Genomic DNA, 12,983 nt, shown 5'->3' on the forward strand with positions numbered 1-12,983 from the left:
GAAAAGGTGATGGCATGAAATTTATCGTTACAGGGGATGCGTTATTTTCCAGTCGTAATGTAGATAAAACCATGGACCCGAATCTGTTGTCCCTGTTAAAGGGAGCAGATGAGGTCTTTACCAATGCGGAATTTGTCACCCCGCGAAAACATACAGCTCCCGCGGCAGGCCGGGGTTATCAGACGAGTGTACGTCCCAATACACTGGATGAATTTGGACGTTTGAACATTCGTTATGTCGGCTTTGCCAACAATCATACCGGTGACTATGGAATAGAAGGACTTACGGACACGCTTGAGGAAGCGGAGCAACGCGGGCTGATTCCTCTTGGGGTGGGCATGAGTCTGCATGATGCACGCAAGCCGGTTTTTATTGATACAGCAGATGGACGGATTGCGATCATTACGATAGGTGTGACACGAAGCGAAGTTTTCGCCGCATCCAATCCGGGGAATGGCGTTCCTGCACGTCCAGGTCTGAATCCGCTGCGGTGGTCACGCACGTACGTGGTTAACGATCAGGACTTCGAGGCTCTGAAGGGTATCAGTGAACGAATCGGTATCGCCGCAAGCATGGAAGTAGGCAAACGGATTGAGACGTTTAAGAGCAAGTCCGAGAATCATTATGAGTTTGGATCGTTGTTTGAAGGGTATCTGACCTTTGAAAAAGGCGAGGACCCGCGTGTCAAAACGACAGCGCATGAACAGGATCAACAGGACATCTTTGAGACCATTCGTGACGCTAAAGAGCGCAGTGATTTTGTTTTTGTCAACCTGCATACACATGAGGGAGAGAATGAAGACTGGTATTCCGATTATCCTGCTGCATTTATCGAAAGTTTTGCTCGTGGAGCTGTGGATGCAGGAGCTCATTGTGTATTCGGGCATGGTGCCCACTTCACAAGAGGTGTAGAACTTTACCAGGGACAGCCGATTTTCTACAACATTGGCAGCTTGCTCATGGAATTTGAGGCAGGAGAATCGATTGTTTCTCCGGAAATGTTCACTGCCTATGGTTATGAAGAGAACGAGTCTCCGTCTACACTGCACAAGAACAGAACAAAAGACAGTGAAGGGAACTGGCAGGGCTTCTATAGTGATCGGAAGTTCTCGGAGAACTTTGTAATCTCATTTGATCTGGATGTGGAGCAGCAGAGGTTTGATTATGAATTGATCCCGATTGATCTCCAGCTGACTCATTCAACCGTGACCAAACGGGGGTTGCCTGTGCTCGCATCGGAAGAGGCTACATCGTCTTTGCTTGATAGGCTGAATACAGTGAGCAAGGACAGATATAATACCGAAATTGTACGCCAAGGCGAACGTATAACCGTTAAAGAGTGGAAGTAATTCCACTTTGACGGTCTGTGGAAAATGAACGTGGAAGGAATGTAAACTTCATGGGAGAGATTTTTGATATCAACGCGGTGTTCACATCAATTCCTCGTCTGTTAGAGGTTCTTCCTGTGAGTCTGCAAATCACTGCTATTTCAATGATCGTTGGTCTTGTTTTTGCTTTGTTATTTGCGATTATTCGCATGAAAAAAGTCCCTGTTCTGAGTCAGCTTGTCACTGTCTTTATCTCGTTTATACGAGGAACACCAATTATTGTACAGTTGTACCTGACCTATAACGGGATTCCGTTGTTATTAAAATTCATTAATCAACAGTACGGGACAGACTACAACATTAATGCTGTGCCTGCTATGCTTTTTGTTTTGGTTACTTTTGCGTTTAATGAAGCTGCCTACAATTCGGAAACGATTCGTGCTGCTCTACAATCTGTGAACAAAGGGCAGATTGAGGCTGCTGAATCGCTGGGGATGACCTATCTTCAGGTTTTGAGAAGAGTCATCGTTCCTGAAGCGCTTGTCGTTGCGATTCCACCGCTTGGAAATGCATTGATTGGTTTGTTAAAGGGAACGTCCTTGGCGTTTGTTGCCGGAGTTATCGAAATGACCGCACAAGGGAAAATTATTGCCGGAAGCACGTTTAGATTTTTTGAGGTCTATCTCGCTCTTGCAATTATCTATTGGGTCATGACGATTATCATTGAACAAATTCTTCGATATTTGGAGAAGAGATTTTCCATTCCAGACCCGGTTCAACAAACGATCAACGGAGGCGGTTGGTTTAATTGGGGAAGGAGGGGCATCTGATGATTAAGGTAAACCATTTGTCCAAGTCCTTTCACAGCAATTTAATCCTTGATGATATTTCAGTCGAGATTGAAAAGGGAGATGTTGTAGCTCTAATCGGTTCGTCTGGTGCGGGGAAGTCCACCTTTTTGCGTGCGCTGAACTGTCTGGAAACGGCGGATCGAGGTACGTTGGATCTCGAAGGGTTCAAGATTGATTTTAGTACGATCACTAATAAAGAGCGGCTGGAGCTCCGGAAGCAAACGGCGATGGTTTTTCAGCACTTCAATCTATTTCAACATCGAACTGCGCTAGATAATGTCAAAGAAGGCTTAAAGATCGTCAAAAAAATGAATGATCGTGAAGCTACTCAACTTGCCAAAGAACAGTTGGAACAAGTAGGGCTTTCCGAACGGAGTCATTATTATCCGAAGCACTTATCTGGAGGCCAACAGCAACGTGTTGGGATCGCTCGTGCTCTTGCGATGAAACCTAAACTGTTGTTGCTGGACGAGCCAACCTCTGCTCTGGATCCGGAACTCGTGGGTGAGGTACTGCAAACCATCAAAAGAACAGCGGCTACGGGTCAAACGATGCTCCTTGTTTCACATGAGATGAGTTTTGTATATGAAGTAGCGAATAAAGTTCTCTTTTTGGATAAAGGGAAAATTGTTGAAGAAGGGACTCCAGATGAGGTATTCAATCACCCTAAATCGGAGCGGGCAAAAGAATTCCTTCAAAACTATTTCCGTAACAAAGGTGATAATCGCTGATGCGAGCCTTAATCTGTAAGCCATGATTGGACGCTCAAACGTTATTTGTGGATAGCGAACCAATGGGCATTCTTTAAATATAAATAACACCTTGGGCAGACACGATATGCGTGTATTGACCAAGGTGTTATTTATATCTATCGTTTCCTGGAGTGTGAGAGTATCTTAAAATAGAATCCTCACACATGCTCCAGATCATCGATAGGTTCATGCTGTCTGGATTTGAGATACTCCGCCGGAGACACACCGAAGTGCGCCCGGAATACCCGGTGGAAATAGGAGTAACTTGCAAAACCGCAGGATTCGGCAATATGCTCCAGTGTCATTTCACTGTATTTCATTCGTTCCAGCGCCGCATTCAGACGGATCTCAATCGCATATTGAATCATGGTCTGATTGTAGTGCTCCTTAAATAAACGGACTGCACGTGACAAGCTGAGCCCTGCATAACGTGCCGCTTCCTCAAGCTTGAACGTAACCGTGGCATGCTCCTCAATAAATCGTTTTAACTTCAGCGCAGAGGAAACTGCCCGATCGGTCTGAATATTCTCTTTAATTGCCCGGTCGATATACAGACATAATCCGCGCAGTAACGCATCCTTTAGCTCCGCATTTTCTTCTAGAGGCCCGCGACGTTTCTCAAGTAACATATTTCTCCAAAGGCTGATGAGTTTATCATCAAGTCCAATCCGGCTCACGGTAGATCGATGCTGCCGTTTCCACCAGTTCTCGATCCAGCTGCCCTCGCAGAACAGATAATAATCTCCGCTGGACAAACGTCCTTCTTTATGTGGTTCATCTACAACGAGATGATAGTCGTCGCCAGGCTTGAGCAGCAACAAGTCCCCGCTAGTCATCCTGAATTCTTTATCCTGTACATACACTTTGCACGAGCCTTCGGTCTGCAGGCGGAACAGATAGGTTTGCAACTCGCCCTTCATATTATGTGTGAACGCTTTATAGTGGTATGAGTAGTCACAGATCAGTACAGATGTCTCTAACGTATCCAAAGATAAAATCCCCCAATATGTACATCCTTTTACATCATAAGTTTAACTTAACATTACACGAAAACGGAGAGGACAGAAAGAACCTGAAGAAACGAAGTGTTCGCCTTTATCTCCGGATTTTATCCTTATTGAAAAGGAAATCAAAAAAATCTGGGGATAACAGCGATCGGAAGGTTGTTCTGTCATCGGAGTGCCAGTGTAAATATCTTCAGTTGAAATTAGCTACATTCAATAGATGCAAAATGATGGAAATAAAATTTGATCAGATAGTTCATGTTCTGACTATATTGTATATGTTCATTCTAGCCTGTTTTGCGTTAGGATGATACCAGATAGAGCAATGAAAGCAAATTTGAGAACAGAGGTGTATCCTACATGAAAAAACTTAATATTGGTTTGCAATTGTTTACACTCCGTGATGAAACTGCAGCAGATTTTCGTGGTACGTTGCGTAAGGTAGCGGCCCTTGGATATGAAGGTGTGGAGTTTGCCGGATATGGCGATATTCCAGCTGAGGAAATGAAAGCGCTACTAGATGAACTTGGACTGAAAGGATTCAGCAGCCACGTTTCATTACATGCGATGCGCGAAGACTTGCAAAAACAAATCGATTACCTGAAAACAATTGGTGCACAATATATCATTTGCCCTTACCTGATGCCAGAAGATCGTCCTGAGAATGCAGAAGGATGGACCAAGCTATTCGCTGAGTTACAACAATATGGAGCTGAAGCAGCGAAACAAGGTTTGATCTTCGGATACCATAACCATGACTTTGAATTCCATGGCCAGGTTGGCGATGCTAATGCCTTTGATGCCATGTTCGCTCAAACATCACCGGAAGCGGTAAAAGTGGAAATGGACGTATGTTGGGTACAATTTGCGGGACAAAATCCGATCGAGTATATTAATAAATATGCGGGTCGCTTGCCGCTGCTTCATCTGAAGGACTTCAGCAAAGACGAACAGGGCCAGATGAAAACACTGGAATTGGGACAAGGTTCGGTTGACCTGCCAGCTGTTATTGAAGGCGCTACGAATGCAGGCGTGGAATGGCTGATCGTGGAACAAGACGTATGTCAGAACCCTCCGCTTGAGAGCGTATCCAACAGCTACAACTGGCTGAAACAGAACTATTTGAACCAATTCTAACGGACCATCGAACCATAAAAAATGCTAATCTATTTGTCAAAGGAGACTTATGTACATGAGTAAAATTAAAGTTGCTGTATTCGGCTGTGGAGCCATTGCCGAGCGCAGACATATTCCAGAGTACGCTGCCAATGAGAACGTAGAACTTGTCGCTTTTGCCGATCCGATTGTGGAGCGTGCGGAGAAGATGGCCGAGACTTACGGCGGTAAAGCGTATTCCAGTTACGAAGAATTGCTTGCAAACGAAACAGTGGATGCCGTTAGTGTGTGTACACCTAACTATCTGCATGCGCCAATGGCGATTGCAGCTGCAAATGCAGGCAAGCATGTATTGGTTGAGAAACCAATGGCAGTATCCACTGAAGAAGGCGAGCAAATGATCGAAGCTGCCAAGAAAAATGGTGTGTATCTGATGGTTGGACACAACCAGCGCTTGATGCCTCCTCACGTAAAAGCAAAAGAAATTCTCGACTCCGGCAGACTCGGAAAAGTCCTGAATTTCCGTACTTCCTTTGGTCACCCGGGTCCGGAAGGATGGAGTGTGGACGGAGCTGAAAGCTGGTTCTTCCGTAAAGAAGAAGCGATCATGGGCGCGATGGGCGACCTGGGCGTACACAAATCCGACTTTATCCGTTACTTGCTGAATGATGAAGTATCTGAAGTGGCTGGTTTCATCAGCACACTGCACAAGGAAGGTACTCAGGTTGACGATAACGCAACTTGTTTGCTGCGTATGAAGAGCGGAGCGATCGGAACGCTCGTAGCAAGCTGGACACAATACAGAGCTGGAGACAACAGTACAGTGCTGTGGTGCGAGAATGGTGTTATGAAGATCGGAACAGTGGAAGGCGATGAAGTTATCGTTGAGCTGACCAATGGTACAGTTGAGACGTACAAAGTTGGTGCCATGGCTACCAACGAGAAACAAGTGCCGAGTGGTGTAATTGACGCATTTGTAGAGTCGATTGTAACCCAAACACCTCCAGCGATTTCTGGGGAAGAGGGCTTGCGTTCCCTGCAAGTGATCTTGGCAGCATTCGAATCCGAGAAAACAGGTCAGATCATTAAGCTGTAATTCAACCGAATGACAGTGCAATTTCTAACATTTTATATGTCTTAATGTATGATATAAGGGACTTATCTCAGTGAAGTGTTCTGGGGTAAGTCTTTCTCTGTTTGTTTACAGGCAAGTATGGGAAGGTGAACAGTGTATACGGTAATTTGTGCAACAAGGTTAAAGGATCTGATCGCTTGTACTGAACAGAAAAAGGCTGACATCTCGCGCTATCGCGGAATATCAGCCCTTTAGAGTCATTAAAATTAATGATATAATGATTAACTTTCTTTAGATGCCAGCCGGTACATCACTGCCCAGATCCAGCCATGTTATTTCAGCCGGAGTTAGCGTGATGCGGGAACCCTCGTCACAGGACAGCAGTTCCGCCTGATTCTGGGCACCGATCAGGGCACAGGTTGGGAACGTCTGATTCAATACATAAGCGAGTGCAATTTGAATGGGTGATGTTTTCTTCGAATTAGCCAATTGTTCAGCCCGACGTAACCGTTCCCAGTTGTTATCACTGTAGAATACACGTACCAGATCTTCGTTATCCCGAACTTCAGGTGTGAATCGTCCAGTGAAGAAACCACGCGCTTGAGAGGACCAGGATAGCAATGGCAGCTTGGTTTGATCATGCCATGCCAGCGTCTCTGCATCTGCTGACACACAGCCTTCCCAGAACGGTTCGTTTGCTTTGGCGAGACTGAGATTTGGACTGCTGAATGTGAAGCCCTTCAGGCCATTTGCCGCAGCATATGCATTAGCTTCCTCGAGCCGCTGCCAAGTCCAGTTGGAGGCGCCAATTGCGCCGATTTTGCCGGATTCAATATGTTCGTTCAATGCTTCAAGAATAACACTCACAGGAGTATTTGGATCATCCCGGTGCAAGGCATACATCTCTACGTGATCTGTCTGAAGACGCTCCAGACTTTCCATCAAGTCACTGCGGATGGCATCAGCGTTCACACGTGGTCCATTCTGGTCATGATGCGCGCCTTTGGTGAGAATGACGATCTGGTCGCGGTTACCACGTTCTTTCATGTAACGACCAAGGACTTCTTCACTCTGTCCACCACAATAGATATGTGCTGTATCTACAGTGTTACCGCCAATCGACAGAAAAGCATCCATGTTCGTAGCTGCTTTATCGTAGGCATCATGCACGAAATAATCGGTTCCTTTAATCAATCTGGAGACACGTTTACCTGCACCAGCAATTTCGATATATTCCATAAGTCAGTTCATCCTCTCAATTATAGTGTAATTCGTGTGCGTTCTTCCGCTGAACGAAGGCAAGCTTCCAGTACTTTCATATTAGCTACCGCATCGGAAGGGGCGAAGCGCAGATCCTTGCCCTGAAGTACAGCACGTGCCATATCATCTCCCTGTAGAGAGTAGTGGTTCACTTGCGGGACTTCAATCTCTCTGCGTTCACCACCAGCCGTTACATAGAAGTTGGAACTGCGGTCCTGTCCGCTGATAAATGCGGAAGGTACTTCGATAATCCCGTCGGATCCCAATACCTCCAGCGTGTTGCGGAAGGCTGCCCACATGCTGCTGTCAAACGTCACGCCAACATGATTATCGAATTCCAGCAGTCCGGAAGCCATCATATCGACCTGATCATGCTGTGGGGAGAACATGCCAATAACGGTAACTGCACTTGGTTCTTGACCAAGCAGCAGACGTGCTACGCTGATGGAATAACACCCGATATCATACAGTGCACCGCCACCCCACTCTTTCCGAAAGCGGACATTGCCGGATGCATTGGAGTTATTAAATGAAAATGTGCTGTGAATACCACGGATCTCACCGATCTCACCACTGGCAATGATATCCCTGATCTGCTCATATCTTGGATGATGGCGGTACATGAATGCTTCCGCGAGATGCACACCTGCATCTGCACAAGCTTGAACCATCTCCTGAGCTTCCTGCTCTGTCAGAGCCAGTGGTTTTTCACACAAAATATGTTTGCCTGCTTCAGCAGCACGGATCGTCCATTCCCGATGCAGATGATTCGGCAGTGGGATATATACGGCATCAATGGAATCATCAGCGAGCAAAGCTTCATAACTGCCATAAGCCTTGTTGATCCCAAGTTGTTCGGCCGTCTGTTTGGCTTTATCTTCGTCTCGACTGGCAATCGCGGTTACTTCATTCAACTCGGATTGCTGCAGGCCTGGAATGACGGATTCCACAGCAATGCTAGCGCTACCAAGAATGCCCCAACGCAATTTTTGAACTGAATTCATGTGTTGTATCCTCCTGTGTATAAATGTATATTGTGATTATAAAGAATAGACCAATGAATTAAAATGATAATATATTGAAGTTAGTTAACACAATATTGTTGATCAAGGAGAACCGGCTATGATGAGACAAACCGTATTGCTTACCCTGCAGGATATTCCATATTTTTGTTATCCCGAGTCCGTTGGACATTATATGGACCACGTCCAGCATTCCGTGTTGCGGGAGGCAGGAGCACTGAACAACTTTAATATTCACTATGTCGCTGCGGGCAAAGGGTACGTGGAAGTGGACGGGGTGATGCATGAGCTTCGCGCAGGTCAGGCGGTTCTCTATTTCCCGCAGCAGCGGCAGCATTATTATAGTAGTGAAGATGACCCGTGGGATGTGAGATGGGTTCATTTTTACGGTGAACGTCTGCATGATTATATGATCGAGCGGGGGTTGCATCGCAATCTGCTGTGGACGCTACGGCAGCGTAGCTCATGGGAAGAGGCTCATCTGGCTTTGCTGACTGAAGCGGAACAGAACACGATGCTGCGTCCTGCTCAGCTATCCACACTGACCTATGCCGTACTCGCCGAGTTCGTACAGCATGCAGTACCTTTAAAGAGCACTCGTACCACAAGCAAGGCGGAGAGTCGGGTTCTTGCACTTCTTCCACAGATGCAGCAAGAGGCCTGTCAACCTTTCCTGTTACAGGACTGGGCGGATCTCGCAGGTGTGAGTTCGTATTACTTTTGCAAAATGTTCAAGAGTGCTGTGGAGATGACGCCTATGGAGTTTATCACTCGTTCACGGCTACAGATGGCGAAGCAGTGGTTACTCGAACGGCCTACGGCCAACATTGGACAAATCGCGGAGGAAGCGGGGTATCCCAATGCCAGTTATTTTAACCGCCAGTTCATGGCCCATGAGGGGATGACACCTACGGATTACCGCGGATTGTATCACAATTAACCCGTATCGATTCGATGTTGTCAGCGCTTTAGGTATAGTGGTTTGACAGAGAGCTCAATCAAGTCTATTATGGATAAATTAAATCCGTGTATAATGAGGTGCCCTCATGAAATATTCAAAAGCGACAAATTATGCTTTGCATACGATGCTTCATCTTGTAAGTACTGCCCCTGAGCAGCTGGTTAGTGTACACCAACTTGCAGAATTGCAGAAGGTATCACCAACCTACCTGTCCAAAATTTTGACCAAATTGGTTAAGGCGGGCATGATTGAATCTACTTCTGGTGCCAATGGTGGCTACCGACTTAGTCGTAAAAATCCGGACCCTTCTTTTCTGGAGATCATTCATGCGATTGAAGGTCAGGCGTCCCTGTTCGAATGTTCCCAGAATCATAACGCAGGCTGTTTGATCCAGCAGGTGATGGTGCAGGCGGAAGAAGAGATGGAAAGTTTTTTGAACAATAAAAAAATGTCAGAACTGGCTTCCCAGATGAAGGGTACACATTCCCTGTAACTTGCACTAGAAGTGATCTTTCCCCAACCTCGCGAGAGGTAAGGAAAGATTTTTTTTGTATCGTTGTACCTAATAGAAGCCGAATGGTACAATAAGGAAGGTATAGTATGCATACATACATGATCCAAATTTCACATCATATTTTACATCTCTGGAGGGACAACACATGAGCCAATCAATGATCACAGGACTGGAACAATTGCTCGCGCTTGAAAACATCAGGAACACCAAGGCGCGTTATTGCCGCTATATTGATACGAAACAATGGGATACCTTGGGTGATGTTTTTGCTCCGGATGCAGTGGCCGATTTCAGCACAGAAGGCAATCCGATTCCGGTATTAACAGGCCGTGATACGATCGTACAAGTATTCCGTGATCTGGTGGATGTTGCCGTAACTGTGCATCATGTTCATAGCGCCGAAGTTGAATTTGTATCTGAGAACGAAGCAAAGGTCATCTCCCCAATGGAAGACTGGGTCACGTTCCCGGAGGGCAATGAAAACAAATCCTTCCACGGATTTGGACACTACCACGAAACGTTTGTCAAAATCGACGGCCAGTGGTACATCAAACATACAAGTCTGAAACGTCTTCGTCTGGACCTGTTTGAATAGTATAATCCGTGTAGCAGAATAGATAAGTTGATCAACCATGAAAATAATAGCTCCGAGTAGCGCAATGAATGCGTCCTTGGGGCTATTTGGTGTTAGTGGAGCAGAACAGCTGACACCTACACAGAAAAATGGGATAACAAAAAAGTCAGGTTCAGAACCCGAGGGTCCCTTCCTGACTTCTTTTGTTTAAATATGATGTTAGATCCGGCTACTTGTTTCCGTGACTTTCCGAGACTGCATTCTTAGATACACCTGAGAGAAAATAACGGATGCCAGTGCGACTACAGTCATGCCCCAGAAAATATTAGTGTACGCTGAGGACAGTGGCATATTCTGCATCGCCGTTAATGCTACGCCAGTAACAGCAACACTGAAAGCACCGCTGAAGAACTGACTGAGTTGGAACAGTCCCATACCTGCGCCCACCTGATCCATGGTCAGATTACCAGACAATTCATTGGACACGCTAGTGGTCAGGGATGAGAAGCCAACGCTGAGCAGCACATAGACCGCCATAATGGCGTAGATGTTATTGTCTGCAAATAAGGCAAACAACCCGGCAGCAGCCAGTAGCAACCATGGTGCAAACTTCAGTAGCAACGTATTGCCGTGTCGGTCAATCATGCGGCCGATCCGATTGGACAGCAGCATGGACACGACTGCACCCGGGAAGATGACGAGTCCCGATTGAGCAGGGGTCAGTCCATACAGATGCGCCAAAATTTGCGGCAGCAGGAACAGCGTTGAGAAGTTATTGATGTACGATACAATCCCCAGCGAGCTGAGCATCATATATTTTTTATCTTTGAACAAAGCAGGTTGAACAAATGGATCTGCCGCGCGCCGAATTCGGAGCCAGAACAGAAGCAGTGCCGCAGCACCGATAACAAGTGTGTACCACTGACGGGAAGTCAGAAATAACAGCACACCCGTAGTACCAATGGCAAGAAGCACGGCACCCAGCAGGTCAAATGAACCTTTTTGCGGTGTTTCCCGAGGAAGCAGTTTGAAGAATACAGGAATCAAGAATAACGTTAAGCCCGTAACGATAAACAGATCATGCCATCCCAGAAACTGAGTAATACTTCCGCCGATGACGGGACCAAGTCCAAGCCCCAGTGAACTCGCGGACATGATGACAGCCATCGATTTACCCCGGCGATCATGTGGAATGTACCGGGTAATCAGCACAATGGCAAGCCCCGGAACCGATGCAGCACCCGCAGCCTGGATCAGACGTGCAATGAGCAAAATGATGAAGTGATTACTGAAGAACCCGAGAACCGATGCCGCACCAAGTAACGTAAGCCCGGTCGTGAATAATGTACGAATGGGGATGAAATCCGATAGACGTGAGAACGTAATCGAGGAAATGGCAAATACAATGGAATACCCTGTAACAATCCATGAGGAAGCGACGGATGTAAGCATAAATTCGGCTGCAATTTTGGGAAGAGCCAGATTAAACATCATTGTATTCATAACAACGAGTACAACGGTGAAACCAAGCAAGCTTACAATTAATCCTTCCTGTATTCCGGTCCGTTCCCCTGATGATGCGGTTGCAGTGTTGTTCATAAAAACCTCCTAAAGTGATATGTATTTCGCAACATTTCAGAAACAGTGTGTAACATTTGCAAAATGTAGTATGATGTCAATCCCGTGCCTAACAGCAGGGGTTACATAACGAAATCATTAAAGTTCGATTGGTATCGAACATTAGAAATATATCATGGATCTGTGTTAAAATACAATGGATAGTCTGAGAAAAGGGGACTACAGTATGAAGATTTTACATCATCCACAGGTGTCAGATATTGAACTTTCCTCCGTGTTGTATGCGTTAAGCGACCCAACCCGTCTTGGGATTGTTGCGGAAGCAGCGAGAAGCGGGGAGCAGCCGTGCAGTCATTTTCATGCACCTGTTGTGAAGTCAACGATGTCGCACCACATTCGCACCCTGCGGGAAGCCGGAGTTATTCGGGTCAGAGTGCAGGGCACACAGCATTTTCTCACCCTGCGATCCGAAGATTTGGAAACGCGCTTTCCAGGTCTCTTGCAACCGTTATTGCAGGCCGCAGCTCAGTCAAGCACAGATCTTTCCTAAATTTTGTCCTTTCTTCAGGTCGAAGAGGGGACATTTTTATTTTCTGATACTAAACAACCTCTAATACTGATGCGACATTCTGTGTCGTACCAGGCCCTATATAATAACGGTGAACAAACAAACCATATCGAAAAGAGGTTCACAACCATTGGCAAAAACTAAAAGAGGACGCGTTTTGTGGAGTCTTCCTTCCAGAGGCCGGGGAACATGCCCGGTGTGTAGCAGTACCCGAATTAAATTGTTGTATACGCAAACAAAAACAGACGGTACAAGTCTGAAAGTATGCAAGAAATGCTTCAAAGCCGTGCAATCCAGAGTGGATAAGGCACATGTATAACATAACTGGCCTGTTCTTCGGAACGGGCCATGTCTTTTGATATAATCGAATATATTAGGAA

The 12,983-nt window shown here is 46.1% G+C and carries 14 protein-coding genes; 10 read left to right on the forward strand and 4 right to left on the reverse strand.

Annotated features, from left to right (window positions below; translation table 11 throughout):
* The first annotated feature begins 14 nt into the window (after positions 1-14).
* From MKX68_RS15155 to MKX68_RS15165, 3 genes are read left to right on the forward strand one after another with little or no spacing between them, the layout of a single operon-like run.
* Complete coding sequence (locus tag MKX68_RS15155; protein WP_340912661.1) at positions 15-1,349, forward strand: CapA family protein; 1,335 nt, start codon at positions 15-17, stop codon at positions 1,347-1,349.
* A gap of 17 nt (positions 1,350-1,366) precedes the next feature.
* Positions 1,367-2,158 carry an amino acid ABC transporter permease gene (locus MKX68_RS15160; protein ID WP_340912663.1) on the forward strand — a complete coding sequence of 264 codons (792 nt, stop codon included), beginning with the start codon at positions 1,367-1,369 and terminating at the stop codon, positions 2,156-2,158.
* Positions 2,158-2,910, forward strand: a complete 753-nt coding sequence (locus MKX68_RS15165) for an amino acid ABC transporter ATP-binding protein (RefSeq protein ID WP_340912665.1) — start codon at positions 2,158-2,160, stop codon at positions 2,908-2,910. Before MKX68_RS15160 ends, MKX68_RS15165 begins: the two co-directional genes overlap by 1 nt.
* Positions 2,911-3,089: 179 nt before the next feature.
* On the opposite strand, the gene MKX68_RS15170 is transcribed toward MKX68_RS15165, so the two are convergent.
* Positions 3,090-3,920, reverse strand: coding sequence for a helix-turn-helix domain-containing protein (locus MKX68_RS15170; RefSeq protein WP_315939870.1), 831 nt, complete (start codon positions 3,918-3,920; stop codon positions 3,090-3,092).
* A 375-nt stretch (positions 3,921-4,295) separates the two neighbouring features.
* On the opposite strand from MKX68_RS15170, the gene MKX68_RS15175 reads away from it, so the two are divergent.
* Positions 4,296-5,072, forward strand: a complete 777-nt coding sequence (locus MKX68_RS15175; RefSeq protein ID WP_210110083.1) for a sugar phosphate isomerase/epimerase family protein — start codon at positions 4,296-4,298, stop codon at positions 5,070-5,072.
* A 55-nt stretch (positions 5,073-5,127) separates the two neighbouring features.
* Positions 5,128-6,147, forward strand: coding sequence for a Gfo/Idh/MocA family protein (locus MKX68_RS15180; RefSeq protein ID WP_340912671.1), 1,020 nt, complete (start codon positions 5,128-5,130; stop codon positions 6,145-6,147).
* 270 nt (positions 6,148-6,417) lie between these two features.
* Here MKX68_RS15180 and MKX68_RS15185 read toward each other — a convergent pair whose 3' ends face one another.
* Complete coding sequence (locus MKX68_RS15185) at positions 6,418-7,365, reverse strand: aldo/keto reductase (protein WP_340912673.1); 948 nt, start codon at positions 7,363-7,365, stop codon at positions 6,418-6,420.
* Between the two features lie 20 nt (positions 7,366-7,385).
* On the reverse strand, positions 7,386-8,390 hold the full coding sequence (locus tag MKX68_RS15190; protein ID WP_340912675.1) for a Gfo/Idh/MocA family protein: 1,005 nt from the start codon (positions 8,388-8,390) through the stop codon (positions 7,386-7,388).
* 118 nt (positions 8,391-8,508) lie between these two features.
* Here MKX68_RS15190 and MKX68_RS15195 point away from each other — a divergent pair, with 118 nt between their 5' ends.
* The 3 genes from MKX68_RS15195 (at position 8,509) to MKX68_RS15205 (ending at position 10,478) form a co-directional block, all read left to right on the forward strand.
* Positions 8,509-9,348, forward strand: coding sequence for an AraC family transcriptional regulator (locus MKX68_RS15195; protein ID WP_338588608.1), 840 nt, complete (start codon positions 8,509-8,511; stop codon positions 9,346-9,348).
* A 106-nt stretch (positions 9,349-9,454) separates the two neighbouring features.
* Complete coding sequence (locus MKX68_RS15200; RefSeq protein WP_340912677.1) at positions 9,455-9,862, forward strand: RrF2 family transcriptional regulator; 408 nt, start codon at positions 9,455-9,457, stop codon at positions 9,860-9,862.
* A gap of 166 nt (positions 9,863-10,028) precedes the next feature.
* On the forward strand, positions 10,029-10,478 hold the full coding sequence (locus MKX68_RS15205) for a nuclear transport factor 2 family protein (protein ID WP_338588606.1): 450 nt from the start codon (positions 10,029-10,031) through the stop codon (positions 10,476-10,478).
* 198 nt (positions 10,479-10,676) lie between these two features.
* On the opposite strand, the gene MKX68_RS15210 is transcribed toward MKX68_RS15205, so the two are convergent.
* On the reverse strand, positions 10,677-12,056 hold the full coding sequence (locus MKX68_RS15210; protein WP_340912679.1) for an MFS transporter: 1,380 nt from the start codon (positions 12,054-12,056) through the stop codon (positions 10,677-10,679).
* A 205-nt stretch (positions 12,057-12,261) separates the two neighbouring features.
* On the opposite strand from MKX68_RS15210, the gene MKX68_RS15215 reads away from it, so the two are divergent.
* Both MKX68_RS15215 and MKX68_RS15220 read left to right on the forward strand, forming a co-directional pair.
* Complete coding sequence (locus MKX68_RS15215) at positions 12,262-12,585, forward strand: ArsR/SmtB family transcription factor (protein WP_253441061.1); 324 nt, start codon at positions 12,262-12,264, stop codon at positions 12,583-12,585.
* Between the two features lie 148 nt (positions 12,586-12,733).
* On the forward strand, positions 12,734-12,922 hold the full coding sequence (locus MKX68_RS15220) for a hypothetical protein (protein WP_074096524.1): 189 nt from the start codon (positions 12,734-12,736) through the stop codon (positions 12,920-12,922).
* The last annotated feature ends 61 nt before the right edge of the window (positions 12,923-12,983 follow it).

The sequence above is a fragment of the Paenibacillus sp. FSL M8-0212 genome, from assembly GCF_038004645.1.
Classification (GTDB): Bacteria; Bacillota; Bacilli; order Paenibacillales; family Paenibacillaceae; genus Paenibacillus.

Coding starts and splice junctions, on each gene's coding strand:
- MKX68_RS15190 (WP_340912675.1), bottom strand. CDS start 8,390: ATGAATTCAGTTCAAAAATTGCGTTGGGGCATTCTTGGTAGCGCTAGC.
- MKX68_RS15215 (WP_253441061.1), top strand. CDS start 12,262: ATGAAGATTTTACATCATCCACAGGTGTCAGATATTGAACTTTCCTCC.
- MKX68_RS15155 (WP_340912661.1), top strand. CDS start 15: ATGAAATTTATCGTTACAGGGGATGCGTTATTTTCCAGTCGTAATGTA.
- MKX68_RS15210 (WP_340912679.1), bottom strand. CDS start 12,056: ATGAACAACACTGCAACCGCATCATCAGGGGAACGGACCGGAATACAG.
- MKX68_RS15180 (WP_340912671.1), top strand. CDS start 5,128: ATGAGTAAAATTAAAGTTGCTGTATTCGGCTGTGGAGCCATTGCCGAG.
- MKX68_RS15200 (WP_340912677.1), top strand. CDS start 9,455: ATGAAATATTCAAAAGCGACAAATTATGCTTTGCATACGATGCTTCAT.
- MKX68_RS15205 (WP_338588606.1), top strand. CDS start 10,029: ATGAGCCAATCAATGATCACAGGACTGGAACAATTGCTCGCGCTTGAA.
- MKX68_RS15185 (WP_340912673.1), bottom strand. CDS start 7,365: ATGGAATATATCGAAATTGCTGGTGCAGGTAAACGTGTCTCCAGATTG.
- MKX68_RS15165 (WP_340912665.1), top strand. CDS start 2,158: ATGATTAAGGTAAACCATTTGTCCAAGTCCTTTCACAGCAATTTAATC.
- MKX68_RS15175 (WP_210110083.1), top strand. CDS start 4,296: ATGAAAAAACTTAATATTGGTTTGCAATTGTTTACACTCCGTGATGAA.
- MKX68_RS15195 (WP_338588608.1), top strand. CDS start 8,509: ATGATGAGACAAACCGTATTGCTTACCCTGCAGGATATTCCATATTTT.